At 47.3% G+C, this 17,989-nt stretch carries 17 protein-coding genes and 1 other annotated feature; all 17 genes read right to left on the bottom strand.

Features of this window, described 5'->3' with window-relative positions:
* Positions 1 to 57: 57 nt before the first annotated feature.
* The 17 genes from AC0THY_RS12560 to infB all read right to left on the bottom strand — a co-directional run bounded on the left by AC0THY_RS12560 (position 58) and on the right by infB (position 17,984).
* Positions 58 to 1,188, bottom strand: a complete 1,131-nt coding sequence (locus AC0THY_RS12560) for a hypothetical protein (protein ID WP_489990943.1) — start codon at positions 1,186 to 1,188, stop codon at positions 58 to 60.
* Between the two features lie 17 nt (positions 1,189 to 1,205).
* Complete coding sequence (locus tag AC0THY_RS12555) at positions 1,206 to 1,721, bottom strand: dCTP deaminase/dUTPase family protein (protein WP_489990942.1); 516 nt, start codon at positions 1,719 to 1,721, stop codon at positions 1,206 to 1,208.
* Positions 1,722 to 1,733: 12 nt separating this feature from the next.
* Complete coding sequence (gene nrdG / locus AC0THY_RS12550) at positions 1,734 to 2,225, bottom strand: anaerobic ribonucleoside-triphosphate reductase activating protein (RefSeq protein WP_489990941.1); 492 nt, start codon at positions 2,223 to 2,225, stop codon at positions 1,734 to 1,736.
* A gap of 234 nt (positions 2,226 to 2,459) precedes the next feature.
* Positions 2,460 to 3,233, bottom strand: coding sequence for an ABC transporter ATP-binding protein (locus AC0THY_RS12545; protein WP_489990940.1), 774 nt, complete (start codon positions 3,231 to 3,233; stop codon positions 2,460 to 2,462).
* A complete protein-coding gene (locus tag AC0THY_RS12540) occupies positions 3,226 to 4,110 on the bottom strand; it encodes an ABC transporter permease (RefSeq protein WP_489990939.1) in 885 nt (294 codons plus the stop codon). The genes AC0THY_RS12545 and AC0THY_RS12540 overlap by 8 nt, the downstream gene beginning before the upstream one ends.
* A 12-nt stretch (positions 4,111 to 4,122) precedes the next feature.
* Positions 4,123 to 5,214 (bottom strand): ABC transporter substrate-binding protein, encoded by a 1,092-nt coding sequence (locus AC0THY_RS12535; RefSeq protein WP_489990938.1) that lies wholly within the window; start codon positions 5,212 to 5,214, stop codon positions 4,123 to 4,125.
* A gap of 279 nt (positions 5,215 to 5,493) precedes the next feature.
* Positions 5,494 to 5,736: a binding site (T-box leader), on the bottom strand.
* A gap of 46 nt (positions 5,737 to 5,782) precedes the next feature.
* Complete coding sequence (locus AC0THY_RS12530) at positions 5,783 to 6,376, bottom strand: hypothetical protein (protein ID WP_489990937.1); 594 nt, start codon at positions 6,374 to 6,376, stop codon at positions 5,783 to 5,785.
* Between the two features lie 15 nt (positions 6,377 to 6,391).
* Complete coding sequence (locus AC0THY_RS12525; RefSeq protein WP_489990936.1) at positions 6,392 to 6,934, bottom strand: Ig-like domain-containing protein; 543 nt, start codon at positions 6,932 to 6,934, stop codon at positions 6,392 to 6,394.
* A gap of 887 nt (positions 6,935 to 7,821) precedes the next feature.
* Positions 7,822 to 8,256, bottom strand: a complete 435-nt coding sequence (locus AC0THY_RS12520) for a hypothetical protein (RefSeq protein WP_489990935.1) — start codon at positions 8,254 to 8,256, stop codon at positions 7,822 to 7,824.
* A 263-nt stretch (positions 8,257 to 8,519) separates the two neighbouring features.
* Positions 8,520 to 10,622, bottom strand: a complete 2,103-nt coding sequence (locus tag AC0THY_RS12515) for a polyribonucleotide nucleotidyltransferase (RefSeq protein ID WP_489990934.1) — start codon at positions 10,620 to 10,622, stop codon at positions 8,520 to 8,522.
* A gap of 207 nt (positions 10,623 to 10,829) precedes the next feature.
* Complete coding sequence (gene rpsO, locus AC0THY_RS12510; protein WP_489990933.1) at positions 10,830 to 11,096, bottom strand: 30S ribosomal protein S15; 267 nt, start codon at positions 11,094 to 11,096, stop codon at positions 10,830 to 10,832.
* Between the two features lie 118 nt (positions 11,097 to 11,214).
* Positions 11,215 to 11,670 (bottom strand): DUF3592 domain-containing protein, encoded by a 456-nt coding sequence (locus AC0THY_RS12505; RefSeq protein WP_489990932.1) that lies wholly within the window; start codon positions 11,668 to 11,670, stop codon positions 11,215 to 11,217.
* The gene (gene ribF, locus AC0THY_RS12500) at positions 11,663 to 12,556 is read right to left on the bottom strand and encodes a riboflavin biosynthesis protein RibF (protein ID WP_489990931.1); all 894 of its coding nucleotides are present in this window, start codon (positions 12,554 to 12,556) and stop codon (positions 11,663 to 11,665) included. The genes AC0THY_RS12505 and ribF overlap by 8 nt, the downstream gene beginning before the upstream one ends.
* Positions 12,557 to 12,576: 20 nt before the next feature.
* A complete protein-coding gene (gene truB, locus AC0THY_RS12495; protein WP_489990930.1) occupies positions 12,577 to 13,482 on the bottom strand; it encodes a tRNA pseudouridine(55) synthase TruB in 906 nt (301 codons plus the stop codon).
* A gap of 29 nt (positions 13,483 to 13,511) precedes the next feature.
* On the bottom strand, positions 13,512 to 14,480 hold the full coding sequence (locus tag AC0THY_RS12490; RefSeq protein ID WP_489990929.1) for a DHH family phosphoesterase: 969 nt from the start codon (positions 14,478 to 14,480) through the stop codon (positions 13,512 to 13,514).
* Positions 14,473 to 14,847 carry a 30S ribosome-binding factor RbfA gene (gene rbfA / locus AC0THY_RS12485; RefSeq protein ID WP_489990928.1) on the bottom strand — a complete coding sequence of 125 codons (375 nt, stop codon included), beginning with the start codon at positions 14,845 to 14,847 and terminating at the stop codon, positions 14,473 to 14,475. The genes AC0THY_RS12490 and rbfA overlap by 8 nt, the downstream gene beginning before the upstream one ends.
* A 17-nt stretch (positions 14,848 to 14,864) precedes the next feature.
* Positions 14,865 to 17,984 carry a translation initiation factor IF-2 gene (infB, locus tag AC0THY_RS12480; protein WP_489990927.1) on the bottom strand — a complete coding sequence of 1,040 codons (3,120 nt, stop codon included), beginning with the start codon at positions 17,982 to 17,984 and terminating at the stop codon, positions 14,865 to 14,867.
* Positions 17,985 to 17,989: the final 5 nt, after the last annotated feature.

The raw sequence follows: 17,989 nt of genomic DNA, 5'->3' as shown, positions 1-17,989 counted from the left end.
AAACAGGACTCATCCACTTTTGGACGGGTCCTGTTTTCACAAGGAAATATGTAGTCTTTAGATCACTGGTCCCAGTAAATCCTCCAGAACCTGTGCCGCATTTAGATTCTGGTATCCCTCCGGATCAGTCATTATGGTATTCCCACTCACATCCCAGCTCATCTGGCAAAAATGCGTCAAATATTTTATATCCCTGAGCTTTGTCTTAAACTTATCACACCACCCTGGATAATATTGCTTCATATACTTCTTAACCAGTGCTGCCGCCTGACTCTTGGAATTTCCATCCGAAGTCACGGTTCCGGATAACTGTACCCCGGCATTACTGGATGAGTGAAGCGCCACTACGCTACCATCCTCGCACTGTCCGATCACAATCCAGACATGTCCGCAATCACTGCAGGAAGAGCTCATAATATCCCCTGGCCGGTACCTCTTCACCTTCCCCCTCTTCTTAAAGGTCCCCCAGCCCCGTGAGGCATAGTTCTTGGCCATTGTCTCAGCCTTCATCACATAGCCATTGTTTCCTGATTTCTTATTCAGGATATTGTAGATACACCACCCCACATAACCGGAGCAATCCAGCCCGTCATGTCTCTGGTACATGGTATTATAAAAATTATAATCCTGCGTCTGTGCGTTAAAAAAGTCCATCCATCTGGAGCTGACTCCCATACTCCTGGCCTCTGTGGTACCGCCCAGTGAATCTGTACTCCATCCTCCACCCCATACGTAAACTGCCTTTCCGATGGGCTGGAGCGCTGTTTTCAGAAAGGTTTTAATGGTTGATACCCTTCCTAATGGCTCCTTTTTGGTTTTCACCCGAATGGATCTGCTTATTTTACTGTAGTATACCTTTTTCTTTACTTTTGTGTACGCCTTTATCTTAAAATGGTATACGGTGCCGCTCTGGATACCATACATATTGTAATAAAGGCGGGATGTCTTTTTAAAGCGCTCGTACCGTCTGCTCAGTGGATTGTACCGATAAAGGATATAACCTTTTGCCTTGGGTACTCCTCTCCAGGTCAGCCTGATGTAATTCTTATCATAATCCGCTGTCTTAAATCCTGATGGCGTTCTCACTGTGACTTTTTTCTTTGCCTGGACATTCTGACCAAGACATAAAAATACTGCCAATAAGACCATCAGATATAAGCCCGCTCTCGCCCGCGTCTTTCCTCTCAATTTATATTCCCTCTTTGTTAACTATTTGATGTGCTTCCAAATCCCCCGTTTCGGACCTCCGTTGCATCATCGTCCACAGTAATGCCATACTCTACAAAAATTCCCTGCATAAACCCTGTGCCTCCCTGTACGCACAGCATCTTGCTCTCATTGGAATCATTTGTAAGTTTGCAGAATATATGTCCCTCATTGTCAGAATAAAAATAGTCACTGTCAATGATTCCCACTGTATTGTTGAGTTGAAGCCGGAACTTAAATCCAAGTCCGCTGCGCGGATAGCATTTCAATACCCAGCTCTCATCCATCTCCACCCGGATACCTGTGGGAATTTTGATTGTCTTGCCTGGTGCGAGGGTAAAGTTTGCAGGAGCAAAAAAATCGTACCCTGCAGAGCCTGCCGTTGCTCTTTTGGGAAGCTTGATTCCCTCATAGATCTTTTCCAGCTCCTCAGGAGTTGTCTTTGGAAACTCTTCCATCCAACCCTCCTTAAACTGTTCAAAACTCACTTTGTGGAACTTTGCGATTCTCTTCATTAGCATTTCCTCCTATTCACAGTGCAGAACTGCCTTCCCTTGTTTCAGGGATTCCTGCACATCAATTACACGCTGATTAGAGCTTCCCCTCCAGTGCAGCATGCTGTCCTTTTTCTCACACTCATACTCACCATCCACCAGTACATCCAGATATTTGACCAGACTATACTTTTTGACATCCTCCCACAACCCGCCTGTATAAAGCCAAATCGTTTTTTTCGGAAAGGTCTGTCGTATCTCCTTCACCAGTTCCTCCACCTCCAACAGGTTACCCGAATAGAGGGGATCACCTCCGCTTAAAGTGATTCCTGAAATATAATCCTTTTTAAGTTCGTCAAACAATTCTTTTTTTGCATCCTCATCAAACAGGATACCCCCATCGGGGTCCCAGGTTATGGGATTGTGGCATTCCTTGCAGCAGTGGCTGCAGCCTGCAATCCAAAGGACTGCTCTTAGTCCGTCTCCGTTTAACATATCGTCCTTTGTGATATTATGGTATCTCATTTGCATGTTCCTTTCCTGCCCCATACTCACAACATTTAGTGAACAAAGTTCCTTTTTATACATGATATGGTAGCGCCAGAAATTATCTTATCACTTCTGGCCCGCCCCGTCAAGACCTGAAGTGAATGTGTTTCTTCAGCGTTGAAAAACCTCCTCCGAAGGCAGGTTTTAGTGGACAGAAACGAAAAACCCGGCCTGCTCATTTTGGCCTGCCGGGTTCTCCGTCTGTGAAAATTAATTTCCGCACTCAATACTGATCTCATTAAAGAGCTCCAGTACCTCCTCCACTTCCAGCTCCTCTTTTTCCCTTCCTTTCTTATCCAAAATAATCTCACCCTGGTGCATCATGATGATACGGTTTCCATATTCAAGGGCATAGCGCAGGTTGTGAGTTACCATAATAGAGGTTAGCTGCTTTCCACTCACTATCTGTTCTGTCAACTGCATATTAATCTCTGCAGTCTTGGGGTCCAGAGCCGCTGTGTGCTCATCCAGTATCAAAAATTCTATGGGTGTCATAGTGGACATGAGCAGGGCCATGGCCTGCCGCTGCCCCCCTGAGAGGGCTCCCACCTTTACATCCAGCTTATCCTCCAGTCCCAGATTCAGAGGGCGCAGCAGTTCCCGGTACGCTTCCCGGCGTTTCCTGTTGACACACCTTCCCAGATTATAGGGTTTTCCTTTATTGTCCGCCAATGCCATGTTTTCCATAATGGTCATGGAAGGACAAGTTCCTTTGGCCGGATTTTGAAAGACCCTGCCGATCCTGGAAAGTCTTTTGTATTCACTTAGATTGGTAATGTCCTTTCCCTCCATCAGGATAGTCCCCGAGTCCACATCAATACTTCCACAGATAATATTCAGCATGGAAGTTTTTCCTGAGCCGTTGCTGCCCACTACGGAGACAAACTCCCCCGCCTCCACCTGGAGGTTGAAATCTCTAAAGAGACACATTTCATTGACTGTGCCCGGATTGTAATACTTATGGATGTGTTTGAGCTCAAGCATTGACTTTCACCTTCCTTTTCCGTTCCATTCCAATCACCAAAATTGCCAGGAACAGAACTGCTGTAATCATCTTCAGATCAGAGGATTCAAATCCCAGGCTGATCGCCAGCGCCACGCAGCCCTTATATAATACAGAACCGATCACCACGCTGGAGGTTACTCTAAGAAGCGTTAACTTCTTAAACAGGCTGGTCCCGATGATTACGCTTGCCAGCCCAATCACCACTGTGCCTGTTCCCATGGAGATGTCGAAATATCTCTGCTGCTGTGCAAAGATACATCCCCCCAGAGCTACCAGCCCGTTTGCAATGGCCAGCCCCACAATTTTAACAAGTCCTTTATCCACCCCCAGTGAAGTGATGATCCGGTCATTGTCCCCCACTGCCCGAAGCAGCATTCCGGATTTAGTACTCAAATACCAGTCCAATAGATATTTGCTCACCAGAGTGATGATCAGAACCACAATCACAGTCTTAAAAACTGCCAACTCCCCGGCAAAAATTCTGTTTACCAAAGAATTGTCAAAGATTGTGGTTTTATTATAAATCGGTAAATTTGCCTTTCCCGCAATCCTCAGATTTACCGTGTAGAGGGCTGTCATCATAATGATACCCGACAGCAGATCCCTCACCTTCAGTTTTACATGGATAAGTCCCGTGAGAACGCCCACTCCTGCCCCAGCCGCGAAACAGACCGGCAGCGTCAGCAGGGGATTTACATCCCTGCTGATCAAGACAGCCGTAATCGCAGCACCCATGGGAAAACTTCCATCTACCGTTAAATCCGGAAAATCCAGAATCTTATAAGTTATATAAACTCCCAATGCCATTATGGCATAGATCATGCCCTGTTCCAGGACGCTCAGCAGTAATACCATGATACCCTCCCGTTATTCCACCACTATCTCGTCAAAGACTTGTTCTGCTCCCGATACATAAGAATCATCCAGTTCAAATCCCAACTGCGCTGCCTGAGCTGTATTCACATACAGGCTGGCCCCCTGGCAGGTCTCGTAGCTCAGTTCCTCCGCTTTCGCCTCCCCTTTTAGCACCTTAGCTGCCATAACTCCTGTCTGTTTACCCAGGGCAATATAATCAATTCCCATAGCAGCCAGGCAGCCGTTCTTGACCTGTTCAATCTCGGAGCCAAAGACCGGAATCTTTTTGTCATTCGCTGCAGCAAGTACGGTCTGAAGGGCCGAAACCACCGTGTTGTCCGTTAAATTGGTAATGCAGTCCACCTTAGCCGCCATATCTTTTGCTGCCATCTCCACATCCGATATGGTATTGATGCCCGTGTCCACGATTTCAAATCCATAGTCACCGGCCAGCTCCTTGTAGGTTTCAATCGTGCTGACAGAATTGGCTTCGCTGGTGGTGTAGAGAATACCGATCTTCTCTGCCTCAGGCATCATCGCCCGAATCATCTCCAACTGCTCTTTCACCGGAAGCTGATCCGCTGTCCCGGTAATATTGCCTACACTGGCCCCATCCCCGGAGGCAAGGCCTGCTCCCACAGGATCTGACACTGCAGTGTAGACCACCGGAATGTCCGTATTCAGACAGCTGTTGTAGGCGCTCATAGCACTGGGGGTTGCGATGGCACAGATCAAATCCACTTTCTTGGACACAAAGCTGTCCGCAATGGTGCTGGCCGTCCCTGTGTCTGCCTGGGCATTTTCAAATAGGATCTCCAGGTTTTCCCCTTCCCTGATGCCCTCCTGGGCCAATCCCTCAATAAATCCCTCCTTGCAGTTCTCCAGAGAGCCATGCTCTGCGAACTGGGAGATGCCAATGCGAAAACTTCCGGAAGCTTTTGCTTCCTGGGTATCCACCTGGTCCGTAGTATCGCTTTTTGCCGTATTGGATGCCGTCTCATTCCCACCCGTTACTGTGCTGCCTGTTCCTGTGCTTTTGCAACCTGCGAGCATAGCTGCCGTCAAGGTAAGGCTTAATACTGCTGCAAATAATTTCTTTTTCATAATCCATTCCTCCTGCATTCTGGTTATACTTTTTATAGTTTTGCCGTTAAGGATAAGAGAGGCCTTTCGTATACTCAGGCTTTTAAATTCCTGTTGCCAAAAAATGCATACCAAGACATCAAAAAAGAATCCCGCTCGCGGGATTCACCGCCTGCGGCGGGTCGCTTTAGCGACATAATTCCTTTCCGCCGCTGTGCGATCCCAGCGGAGCGTTTTTTTGTATCATAGGAAAGTGCAGAGGACTTTCCTATGATATCAAAAAACCGCCTCAAGCATTTCGCTTGAGACGGTAATAGAATCTATTATCGCGGTACCACTCAAATTGACATAATGTCCACTCTGCATGTACTATCATACACTCCTGATTGATAACGGGTTCGGTTCCCGACAGCGCCTACTTTTAACAAATTTCAGACTGCCCTCAAAAGTCCATTCAGAAAATCGCTCCGTGCCGCAGTTCCACCCTCTGCAGCTCTCTGTTCCTTCGCTGATTTACCTACTACTCTTTCTCAACGGTTTTCTTACTGACTTTTAGTTTAACTCTATTTCTTTTGGTTGTCAATATCTTTTAATAATATTTCCATTTAATACCGGAAAACTTTTTGCCGCTATCTTTCTTAATTAAGCGTTTAATATAAGTATTGTATCTTAATTTTGTTGTCTCTTTATCGTTAATATAGTAGATCGTAGAGACCGGTTTCTCACTGTAACTTCTGGTGCCATAATCTTTCAGTGCTAATGCTGCAAGTTTGTAGGTTCCATTTTTCCACTTATAATAGCAATCTCTTAAAACTCCCATATGGCCAGAATTTTTTACAGAAATAACTTTCTTTTTGGGATAGTATTTTGTAAACGTACCATGCCCTACTCCGCATACATTTTTCACTTTACCTCTCCGGTAATCATAAATAACCTGGGAGCAATATCCATATCCAGGATAAATAATTAATTCATCAACCTTGTCTCCATCAACATCCCTGTAAGCGTATTTAAGTTTCGTCTTAATATTATCACAAAAAGTACGCTTATCTTTTTTCAGTTGCTTTTGAAAAGCGGCATGAGCTTTTTTATTTGTTTTACTCATAGCCTGAGACTGGACTGGTAAACTAAATATAATCACCGCACTTATTATTATCCAAAATATTTTAAACATTTTTTTCATCACAATTCCTCCCCATCATGAACAAACCTTACACGCTCTACCTTTTCCACTGCTTGCAATGCTCCCGCTGAATACTACACTTGACCTGGACAGCGTAGGACAACTCCTGGACACATGATAGACACTGCCTCCTGGGGTCCAGTATACAACACCGCTTCCTGATCCGCCCCCGTTACCAGTGCCGCTGCCTGTTGAACTGGAGTCGCTGCCCTTTTTATTTCGCACCACAATATCACACTTATACTTGCGCCCATTATAGACTGCTGAAATTACCGCTCTGCCTTTTTTCTTAGCTCTGACTAACCCTTTTTTGGATACCGTAGCTACCGATTTTTTATTTGATTTCCATGTTATCTTTCCCTTGGCATTTTTGAGAACAAGCCTCTTGCTGGAACCTACGCGCAAATACACTTTTTTAGTATTGAGCTTTACTTTTGCTGCGGCCTCCACAGCAGATACATTGTTTTGTACCGGCATCTGCGGAACTGCTGAGAACACAAGCGCAGACGACATGATGCCAATTGCAATCTGTTTCAGTAATTTGTTTTTAATCTTCATACTCACCATTCTCCTTTTATCATTTTTTCTGTTGTTTTTTAGCAACATATTTCTGTTCCCTGCCTTATTACAATCCTTGTCTGTGACAGGCTTTATATATTTATGTTACCATATTTTTTTTGATTATACCATTTATAATTTTATGTACTGCTGATTTTAGAGCCATGAACTTTACTCAAATCCAAAAAAATGGTGGATTCACTTAATTAGGGCTAGACGCTGCGCTTGCAAATTGATACAATTATCCATATAGAAGCATGTGATAGAGTGTATGCACTCATAACATGAAGTTACTTTAAAGTTTGCGCTACCCGAAGAAAAAAACTGGCACACAGAAAGCATTTTTGATCAATGTAATAACCACTCCCCTCACAATACAGCCGATTGGTATTTTTATATAACATAGGAGAAACTGACCGTTAAACATGAGATATGGAATTAGAAATGGATATATTTATTGTATTTGTATGGCTACTATTTATTATACTAATGATACTTATCTCATCAATAACAACTATAATGATACTATCAGTTTTAAAAAAACTATTAACGAAAAAACAAATAATAATCAGTAAAAAACCATTCATATTAGCTTTTATTTTTATCTTATCTATCTCTTGTGGATATATAATATTTAAACGTGAAAACGTGAAAATAATTTGCCCAAATTGAAAATGGTTATTATAGCCTTTTCGTTAATTATGGATTATACAACTATCAATTTGAACGTAATTTAGACGGACTTTACGAGTTTCATAAGTAGATTTGATTATCGATGCTAAATTTCCATGTTATCAGCACGCTGTTATTTTCTCAGATTTCTGTGAGCGGCTCTTCATCTTTGCTGATGCTATTCATCTGAGCCGCTCTGTAATCTGCTGGACTTGTTACAAAAACTGACAGATATTCTTAACTAGATCCTCTTCCAGCTTTATCAATCTTTTCGCAATATCCTTGGACTTCTCGTCCGCTGCCCTATACTGGTTCAAATACCGATTCAGGGACTTTACTCCCATATTACAACCATCGGTTATCAAGTCCGCGATGGTCTTATCCGACTCATTGATGACCAGTTTCACATTTGTTTTCATCCATGACATACTCTTCGCCATTGGATTCGGGTCCTTTCCCTCATCATGATAATCCATCAGCAGGGATTGTATCTCCTTCTGCATTTTTTCATTTTTCTCTCTGCAGTCAATGAGATATTGTTTAAACGTATTGTCTGAGACATAGTCCAAAACGTCATCAATGGACGAGATTCCCATTTTGATACCAGCATCACACTCGCGCAGCAATTTGATTGTATCCTCTTCTATCATTGCTTTATTCAGCTCCTTTTTAATTACTTTGAAAACGCCTCTGCATGCTTTTTTATCGCAAAGGCAGAAATAGTTACCATAAGATAAGTATCCCTATTTTACATGTATTTATGCTGTGATGTCATGTCAAAAGATCCTTTGTTCTATAAGTTAAAAATTCCGAAAAAACAACCCACCTCGAAAAGTCAAGATGGGTTGCTAACATTACATTTAAATTTAGTTTGTCTTTCCGCAACAATTTAGCCGAGCTGCCCCAGTTACTGTTACGCCTTTCCTTCTGCCTTCGGCACATCCTTGATGCTGAAGCTGATCCTTCCCATCTTGTCCTTGCCCAGGCATACTACCTTGACCATATCGCCAAGTGTCAGTACATCCTCCACGTGGTTGATGCGCTCTTTCGCAATCTTTGAGATGTGCACCATGCCTTCTTTCCCTGGTGCGAACTCCAGGAAAGCGCCGAACTCTTTGATGCTGATCACCTTTCCTACAAAGATCTGTCCAGCCTCAAAATCTGTGACAATGATGCGGATCATCTCAGATGCCTTGTCCATGGCCTCTTTGTCGGTTCCACAGATGGATACAGCGCCGTCGTCTGTGATGTCGATCTTCACGCCGGTCTGCTCAATGATTGTGTTGATGGTCTTACCTCTCTGACCCACCACGTCGCCGATCTTCTGGGGATCGATCTGGATCTGAATGATCTTCGGTGCATACTGCCCAACCTCAGGTCTGGGCTCGGCAATGGCTTTTTCCATTGTCTCATGCAGGATAAATGTTCTGGCCTCTTTTGTCTTGGCAATGGCCTCCTCAATGATCGGTCTGGTCAGACCGTGGATCTTGATGTCCATCTGAATGGCTGTGATACCCTTATCCGTACCAGCAACCTTAAAGTCCATATCACCGAAAAAGTCTTCCAGGCCCTGGATGTCCGTGAGTACCAGGTAGTCATCGTCTGTCTCGCCAGTTACCAGACCGCAGGAGATACCTGCGACCGGACGCTTGATGGGCACACCTGCTGCCATCAGGGACATGGTGGACGCACAGATGCTGGCCTGTGAGGTGGAGCCGTTGGATTCAAAGGTCTCGGACACAGTACGGATCGCATACGGGAACTCTTCCTCTGTGGGGAGTACCGGAACCAGCGCCCTCTCAGCCAATGCCCCGTGGCCGATCTCCCGGCGTCCCGGTCCTCTGGAGGGTCTTGTCTCTCCTACCGAGTAACTGGGGAAATTGTAGTGGTGCATATATCTCTTGGAAGTCTCTGCCTCATCCAGCCCGTCCAGTCTCTGCGCGTCTGAGAGCGGAGCCAGGGTGGTGATGGTACAGATCTGTGTCTGTCCTCTTGTAAACATAGCGGAGCCGTGTACACGCGGAATCAGGTCTATCTCTGCTGCCAGAGGTCTGATCTGAGTTATGGCGCGTCCGTCCGGACGTTTGTGGTCTTTCAAGATCATCTTGCGGACTGTTTTCTTCTGATACTGGTAGATGGCCTCATCCAGAACTTCCAGCCACTCTTCCTTCTCAGCAAAAGCCTCTGTCAGTTTGTCTGTAATCTCACGGATATTTCCCTCTCTGGTCTGCTTATCATCCGTAAATACAGCTTCTTCCATCATCTCCGGCGTAATGATCTCTTTGATTGCCGCAAACAGCTCTTCCGGTACCGCACAGCTGGTGTATGTGTGTTTTTCTTTGCCGCACTCTGCCACAATCGTGTCAATAAATTTGATCAGCTCCTGATTCACCTCATGGGCTGCAAAGATAGCTTCGATCATCTTTGCCTCAGGCACCTCGTTGGCGCCAGCCTCGATCATGATGACCTTGTCCCTTGTGGAAGCTACGGTCAGCTGCAGGTCAGAAGCTTCCTTCTGGGCAGCAGTGGGGTTAAATACTAACTCTCCGTCTACCATTCCCACCTGAGTGGTTGCACAGGGGCCGTCAAAGGGAATATCGGAGATAGTGGTAGCAATGGCTGCACCCAGCATGGCTGCCAGCTCTGGGCTGCAGTCCTGGTCCACTGAGAGAACCAGATTCTCCAGTGTCACATCATTTCTGTAATCCTTGGGAAACAGCGGTCTCATGGGACGGTCAATCACACGGCAAGTCAGGATAGCATTTTCAGATGCCTTGCCCTCACGCTTGTTAAATCCTCCCGGGATCTTTCCGACAGAGTACAGTCTCTCATTGTATTCAACACTCAGTGGGAAGAAATCAATTCCCTCCCTGGGCTTCTCTGAAGCTGTGGCTGTACACAGAACAGTAGTGTCTCCATAGTGCATTAAAACTGCACCGTTTGCCTGGGCGGCAACTCTTCCCACATCCACGGTCAGAGTTCTCCCGGCTAATTCCATAGAAAAACTTTTATACATGGCAATTCTCCTTTAAATTTGTTTTGGTATGCAGTGATTTCCGAAACAACTGAAAAACAGACCTGACTGGGCTCATGTCCCCTTTTCAGTGGTCTCGGCTTATCTCAGCTGCATCTTGGTTTACGGGTTACATGCATGTACCTGAACATACATTTTTAAAGGGACGGATACTCTCCGTCCCTTTACTCTCATCTCTGAATCGTCGAATTATTTTCTGATTCCTAATTTTGCAATTAAAGCACGGTAACCTTCCAGATCTGTTTTCTTTAAGTATGCCAAAAGACCACGTCTCTGACCTACCATTTTCAGAAGACCTCTTCTTGAATGATGATCCTTCGGATGCTCTTTTAAGTGATCTGTCAGCTCCTGGATTCTTGCTGTCAGAATTGCGATCTGAACCTCAGGTGAACCTGTGTCGCCAGCTGTTCTTCCATACTCTTCAATAATTGCTGTTTTCTTCTCTTTGGAAATCATTTTACTTCCTCCTTTTTTCTGGTAAACGCCAAATACTAAGAACCTGGTCGGAGACTCCGAAGCTCTGAATACCGGCTGTTTTCACACTCGTTCAGTATAGCATAGGATACTTGTTCCGTCAACCTCTGTTTGAGAATATTCTCATGGCAAACAGTACAAATAAAACGCCTCCTCCAATACAGCACAGAAGCCCCAGCCGATAGAGAAAATTCGACAGTTTATTGAACTGCGTCTTCTCCTGTATCTTAAACAGGGATGGATTTTCTGTATTGTACTGTATATCAATCTCCTGATTCATGGAGAAGGGACATGGATTCCCGCCTCCCGGGTAACGCACTTTGAAAAGGCGTCCTCCCGCATAGTATGCAAACACAGGATAATAGTAGTCATGGATGCCCATAGCCAAACCTTCATCATCCGGCATATCTGCAACAATCTCCACTACAGTAGCGGTAGCCCTTCCCTTATACCGTTCCTTATCCTGCTGGTAAGCCTGGCTGACCAATCCCGCGATGATCAGAAGAACACCTGCAATCATAAACAACCAGCTGAATGTCCAAAGAAAACTATTCACGAAAATACTCCTTTCCGTAAGCAATATCCCGGTACATCTGCATCCTCTGTGCCTCCGGGGAATCAAACTCTATCTCCGGACGCATAAAGGTACAAAACTGTACCTCAATGTTTTCCCCGTACAACTCTCTCTCAAAGTCAAACAGGTAGGTTTCCACTCCCCGGAAGCTTTTTTCTTTTCCCCATCCTGTCTTTATATTCGTGATGCCGCAAAAACACTCTCTGCCCACCATTGTTCTTGATGCATAGAGCCCATCTGGGGGCAGAAGTTTACGGGTAGTGGCCGTCAGATTGATTGTCGGCAATCCCAGCCGACGTCCGGGCACCCTACCGTGAAGCACCTCCCCGGATACCAAAAAAGGATAGCCCAGAAGCTCATTCACCTTCTCCATATGGCCTGCAGCCAGCTCTTCCCTGATATAGGTACTGCTTACATCACGTCCCTGGTACTGTTCCTTGGAGACCACTTCCACTCGGAATCCGTACTTTTGCTGGAGTTCCCCAAGCAGACGGTAATCGCCTTTTCTGTTGTGTCCAAACCGGAAGTCTGTCCCCACCACAAGGTATCTGGCGTGCAGTCGTCTGGCCAGCACATCCGCAACAAACTCCTCCGGCTCCATCCCTGTGATCTCGGGTGTCAGAGGACAGTCGATCAGATAAGACACTCCCATGCATTCCGCCATTTTCCTGCGCTCCTCATCGGTCAGCAGCTGCCCCCGCTCCATACTGTTCAGAGTAAAGATCACACTTCTCAAATCTCTCCTCTCCAATTCCAATATACGCTTCACCAGCTTCTGATGTCCCCTGTGCAGACCATTAAATTTACCCAGAGTAACGGCTGTGTCTTCTTCCACATAGAACCCACCTGGTCCCTGCATGTACTCCATACCTGCCTCCTGCCTGTGTTCTACTCTTTTGCATAAAAAATCTTAACGGGTTTAAACCTATTCTCTTTTTTAGCGTAATCATAAACAGCGTAAAAATTTCCATGGGAATCATACACTCTCACATAACCACTTTCCGGCAGCTCCTTCTTTTTTGCAGTCTGACGGGTATAGAAAGAGTTCCCGTTATCCAGAAGTTTCTGAAACTCCTCCTTTACGGTCACTGCCGGGTATTCTGAAAAAAGGCTGTCTACTGCAATGAGATGCTCCTGCAGCTGTCCCAAACCCATCAGAATCTCTATCTCAGCCAATTTCAGGCTGTCCTCCAGAGGAAATCTTCCGACTCTTGTGCGCAGCAACTCCTCCATACAGCCTCCGCAGCCCAGCTTCTGTCCGACATCGTGACAGAGGGTGCGGATATAAGTCCCCTTTGAGCAGGTTACGGTCATGGAAACCCGGGGCAGAAGGATCTGATGAATCTTGATCTCCTCTATCTCCACCCTCCTGGCCTTTCTCTCCACGGTCTTCCCCTCTCTGGCCAGCTCATACAGCTTTTTTCCATTCACTTTCAGCGCTGAGTACATGGGAGGCACCTGGTCGTATGGACCTCTGAAAGACTGGATTGCTTCATAAATTTCCTTGATGGAGCACTCTACCGGGGATTCCGTAAGCGTCTCTCCTGAAGTGTCCTGTGTGTCAGTGGTTCTTCCGAGCAGCAGGATAGCCTGATAGGTCTTATCCTTATCTGCCAGAAGATCGCAGACCTTTGTGGCCTTTCCCAGACATACCGGAAGCACCCCCTCCGCATCCGGGTCCAGGGTGCCTGTATGGCCAATTTTCTTCTGCCCCGTAATTCTGCGGAGCCTGGCTACCACATCGTGAGAGGTGTAGCCCTTTTCCTTGTATACATTTAAAATTCCGTGAATCACTGTACATTCTCCTTGCAATTCACCAGATATTACGCTCTCTCATCCAGCTGTATTATCTGTTTCTCTATATGGCGGGTCAGGTTATTTACAACATCGTAAAAGGAGCCCTGCATAGTACATCCGGCCGCCCTTGTATGGCCGCCTCCGCCAAAGTAGGAGGCAATTTTGCTCACATCCACCCCGGCATTGGAGCGCATACTGACCTTAAACTCCTGAACCTTAGACTCGTACATGAAAATAGCAACCTCGACTCCCTTTGTGTTCCGCAGCTGGCTGACAATCCCCTCCAGATCCATGGGACCCACACCGTAAAAATCCATCTCCTTCTGTTTAACGGCACTGATGATACATTTGCCATCCAAAACCATAAGGCTCTCCAAAAGTGCTCTGCCCAGAATCTGATTCTGTACATAGGTCTTCTGGTAAAAGGTGCTGTCCACAATCTCTGAAAAATGGATACCTGTCTTCATCAGTTCCCCTGCAATCCGCATGGTCTCCGGTGAAGTACAGGAGTACTGGAAGACTCCCGTATCATGGGCAATCCCCATGTACAGTGCCTCCGCAATCTCCATTGTCACCTTCTCTGGGGGCAGAATGCCGTAAACCAGCTCTGAAGTAGAGCTTGCTGTGGGCACAATATAGTTCTCCTGGGCATATCCCACATTGCTCACATGGTGGTCAACGCAGATACTCCTTCTCGCCGTATCCAAATATTTAACTGCTCTCCCCAGTCTTCCCCTGTCACCTGAGTCCAGGGCAATGAACAAATCGTACTTCTTATCCTCCTCAAAGCTGTGTTTCACCTCATCCGTTCTCTGGATAAAACAAAAGCTCTGTGGAAACTCTTCCAGATACACTGCTGTTTCCAATTGGGGAAAGTTTTCTTTTATGTAAAGATAGAGCCCCATGCAGGAGCCCACGCAATCGCCGTCCGGTCTGATATGGCCGGCGATTGCCACGCTTTTTACACTGCTCAGTTCTGATGTTAAATTAATCATTCTCATCATCCTTTACATTGCGATTTACATCATCGATTAATTTTGACATATTGACACCGTACTCAATGGACTGATCCAGTACAAAACGGACCTCCGGGGTGTTTCTGAGGTTAATGGTGTGTGCCAGCTGTCTGCGGATATATCCCTCCGCGCTACGAAGTCCCGCCAGGGTATCCTGCTGGGATTTCTCATCCCCTAAAACGCTGATATACGCTTTGCAGGACTTCAGATCCGGCGCCACTTCCACCGCAACCACAGAGGTCATGGGATTGATACGCGGATCTTTAATCTCTGAGCGGATAATATTGCTCAGTTCCCTCTGCACCTCACCGTTAACACGTGTATTTTTAATGCTGTTCTTTCTCATTTTAGCCAACCTACTCTCTAGCGAGGAACCTCCACCATGATATATGCCTCCACCTGGTCCAGTTCCTGCACATCATTGAATTTTTCAAATACCAGACCGCATTCATAGCCTGATTTTACTTCTTTCACATCGTCTTTGAAACGCTTTAAGGATGCCAAGGCGCCCTCGAAGATCTGGGTTCCCTCTCTGGTGATGCGGACAGAACAGTTTCTCTGGAAGATTCCGTCCAATACATAAGATCCGGCAATAGTACCCACACCGGAAGCCTTAAAGGTCTGGCGCACTTCTGCATGGCCGATGACTTTCTCCTCATAAACAGGGTCAAGCATACCCTTCATGGCAGCTTCCACATCCGCGATGGCATCGTAGATCACCCTGTACAGGCGCAGATCTACCCCTTCCCGCTCTGCCGTTGCCTTAGCTGTGGCATCCGGACGCACGTTGAAGCCAATGATAATCGCGTTGGAAGCGCTTGCCAAACTTACGTCCGACTCATTGATAGCACCAACACCTCCGTGGATAATCTTTACAACCACTTCCTCGTTGGAAAGTTTTATCAGGCTCTGCTTAACTGCCTCCACAGATCCCTGAACATCTGCTTTGACAATAATGCCCAGCTCTTTCAGATTACCTGCCTGAATCTGTGTAAACAGGTCATCCAGAGACATCTTCGCCTTTGTCTCCTCCAGAAGCTTCTCTCTGCCCTGGCTGATAAAGGTCTCAGCAAAGCTTCTCGCCTCTTTGTCATTGTCTGTCATCACAAAGATCTCTCCTGCATTGGGAACATCTGAGAGTCCCAGAATCTCCACAGGAGTAGAAGGACCTGCCTCTTTTACGCGTCTGCCCTTGTCATCCATCATGGCGCGCACCTTGCCGTAGCAGGCGCCGGCTGCAATGGAGTCACCCACATGCAGGGTACCTTTCTGTACCAGCACGGTGGCAACTGCTCCCTTACCTCGATCCAACTCTGCCTCGATCACAAGACCTCTGGCGTTTCTTTCCGGATTCGCCTTCAGCTCACCCACCTCAGCAGTGAGGAGAATCATTTCCAGAAGCTGGTCAATTCCCTCATGGGTGTGTGCGGAAACCGGTACGAAGATGGTGCTTCCGCCCCAGTCCTCCGGGATCAGCTCATACTCGGAGAGTTCCTGTTTTACTCTCTCAATATTGGCGCTGGGTTTATCCACCTTGTTGATTGCAACAATGATCTCTGTTCCTGCCGCTTTGGCATGGTTGATCGCCTCCACCGTCTGAGGCATCACGCCGTCATCCGCTGCAACTACCAGAATGGCGATATCTGTTGCATTAGCACCGCGCATACGCATTGCGGTAAAGGCCTCATGTCCCGGAGTGTCCAGGAAGGTAATCTTCTGGCCATCAATTTCCACCACATAAGCGCCGATGTGCTGTGTGATTCCTCCTGCCTCTTTGGCAATTACGTGTGTGTTTCGTATTGCATCCAGAAGCGATGTCTTACCGTGGTCGACATGACCCATGACGCAAACAACCGGGGGTCTTGGAACCATCCTGGAGGTATCTTCCTCTTCTTCCTTGAGCAGCTCCTCAATCACATCCACTTTCACTTCCGGCTCTGCAATGCAGTTAAACTCCAGAGCAATCTCCTCAGCCTTTTCGTAGTCTATCTCATGGTTCACTGTTACCATTATGCCCTGAAGGAACAGCTTCTTTACGATAGCAGCTGCCTGAATCTTCATCTTTTCCGCCAGTTCCCGGATTGTCATAGTCTCCGGCAGAATGATGGTCTTGATCTCATCTTCCTTCTTCTCCACAGGAGCCTGTTTTACCGGGGGCTTTACATTATTCTTTCCGTTCCTTGTATTATTATTCTTCTGGTTGGGACGTCTGCCCTGGTTCGGACGGTTTGTGTTCTTCTCAAATTTGTCAAACTTATCTCCACCGGTTTTTTCGTTCCTGCCTCTGTCATTTCTGGTCCGTGACTCTTTTGTCAGCGGCTTAGACTCAATAGGAGCCTGCGGAATTGCGGGCGTTCTCTGGCCCTGGGGTCTGTTACCCTGCTGGCCCTGATATCTTCCGCCCTGTCCCTGAGGCCTTCCGCCCTGCTGGCCCTGGTATCTGCCCCCCTGGCCCTGGGGTCTGCTGCCCTGCTGACCCTGATAACGGTTCCCCTGCTGGTTCCGGTCGCCCTGCTGGCCCTGGTAGCGGTTCCCCTGCTGGTTCCGGTCGCCCTGCTGGCCCTGATAGCGGTTCCCCTGCTGGTTCCGGTCACCCTGCTGGCCCTGGTAGCGGTTCCCCTGCTGGTTCCGGTCGCCCTGCTGGCCCTGGTAGCGGTTCCCCTGCTGGTTCCGGTCGCCCTGCTGGCCCTGATAGCGGTTCCCCTGCTGGTTCCGGTCGCCCTGCTGGCCCTGATAGCGGTTCCCCTGCTGACTCCGGTCGCCCTGCTGGCCCTGGTAGCGGCTGCCCTGCTGGCTGCGGTTTCCCTGCTGGCCCTGGTAGCGGTTTCCCTGACCTGACTGTGGCCTTCCGCCCTGCTGACGGTTTTGTGAACCATTCTGCTGACTCTGGGTGTAGGGTCTGTTCTGGGTATTACCCTGCTGACTTTCACTCTGCGGTCTGCTTTGCCCTGCCTGCACCTGGCTCTGCACCCCGGCCTGGCCCGAAAGGGCTGTCTGACCCTGAGGAGCGGTTTGTATGGTTTCCTGCTGACTCTGGGGCCTTGCGCCTGCAGTTACTTCCTGAGCACTCACCGTCTGCTGCGGTCTGCTCTCCTGCGGCTTCACACTCTGCTGCGATCTGCCTTCCTGGGGTTTTACGCCCTGCTGCACTTTGGTGCCCTGTCCCTGCGGTCTGGCGCCTGCCCTCTGTTTCGGTCTTGCCATCCCTGTGCGGCTGTTCTGGGGATGAAATACCTGTGATATGTTTTTCTTTTTAACAGGAGCCTTTTGCTCCTCTGACTCTTTTTCAGCCTTGGGTGTTCCCTCTGCTGACGGCGCCTCACTGCCTTTGCCAAACGCTTTCTTTACCATTTCTATCTGCTCATTTTCGATGGAGCTCATATGACTTTTTACCTCTATTCCCTTCTCTGCTAAAAAATTCAGAAGTTCTTTGTTCTGCCTTCCCAACTCTTTTGCTAATTCATGCACTCTAACTTTTGACATACTGC

The organism is Ruminococcus sp. 8Y-12 (assembly GCF_058119865.1).
Note: the sequence above shows the minus strand (reverse complement) of the source record. Positions and strands in the feature narration are given on the sequence as shown.

What these genes read in the sequence shown, in the direction of transcription:
- AC0THY_RS12555 (WP_489990942.1), bottom strand. Translation starts at nt 1,721, where the DNA reads ATGAAGAGAATCGCAAAGTTCCACAAAGTGAGTTTTGAACAGTTTAAG.
- nrdG (WP_489990941.1), bottom strand. Translation starts at nt 2,225, where the DNA reads ATGAGATACCATAATATCACAAAGGACGATATGTTAAACGGAGACGGA.
- AC0THY_RS12545 (WP_489990940.1), bottom strand. Translation starts at nt 3,233, where the DNA reads ATGCTTGAGCTCAAACACATCCATAAGTATTACAATCCGGGCACAGTC.
- AC0THY_RS12540 (WP_489990939.1), bottom strand. Translation starts at nt 4,110, where the DNA reads ATGGTATTACTGCTGAGCGTCCTGGAACAGGGCATGATCTATGCCATA.
- AC0THY_RS12535 (WP_489990938.1), bottom strand. Translation starts at nt 5,214, where the DNA reads ATGAAAAAGAAATTATTTGCAGCAGTATTAAGCCTTACCTTGACGGCA.
- AC0THY_RS12530 (WP_489990937.1), bottom strand. Translation starts at nt 6,376, where the DNA reads ATGAAAAAAATGTTTAAAATATTTTGGATAATAATAAGTGCGGTGATT.
- AC0THY_RS12525 (WP_489990936.1), bottom strand. Translation starts at nt 6,934, where the DNA reads ATGAAGATTAAAAACAAATTACTGAAACAGATTGCAATTGGCATCATG.
- AC0THY_RS12520 (WP_489990935.1), bottom strand. Translation starts at nt 8,256, where the DNA reads ATGATAGAAGAGGATACAATCAAATTGCTGCGCGAGTGTGATGCTGGT.
- AC0THY_RS12515 (WP_489990934.1), bottom strand. Translation starts at nt 10,622, where the DNA reads ATGTATAAAAGTTTTTCTATGGAATTAGCCGGGAGAACTCTGACCGTG.
- rpsO (WP_489990933.1), bottom strand. Translation starts at nt 11,096, where the DNA reads ATGATTTCCAAAGAGAAGAAAACAGCAATTATTGAAGAGTATGGAAGA.
- ribF (WP_489990931.1), bottom strand. Translation starts at nt 12,556, where the DNA reads ATGGAGTACATGCAGGGACCAGGTGGGTTCTATGTGGAAGAAGACACA.
- AC0THY_RS12490 (WP_489990929.1), bottom strand. Translation starts at nt 14,480, where the DNA reads ATGATTAATTTAACATCAGAACTGAGCAGTGTAAAAAGCGTGGCAATC.
- rbfA (WP_489990928.1), bottom strand. Translation starts at nt 14,847, where the DNA reads ATGAGAAAGAACAGCATTAAAAATACACGTGTTAACGGTGAGGTGCAG.
- infB (WP_489990927.1), bottom strand. Translation starts at nt 17,984, where the DNA reads ATGTCAAAAGTTAGAGTGCATGAATTAGCAAAAGAGTTGGGAAGGCAG.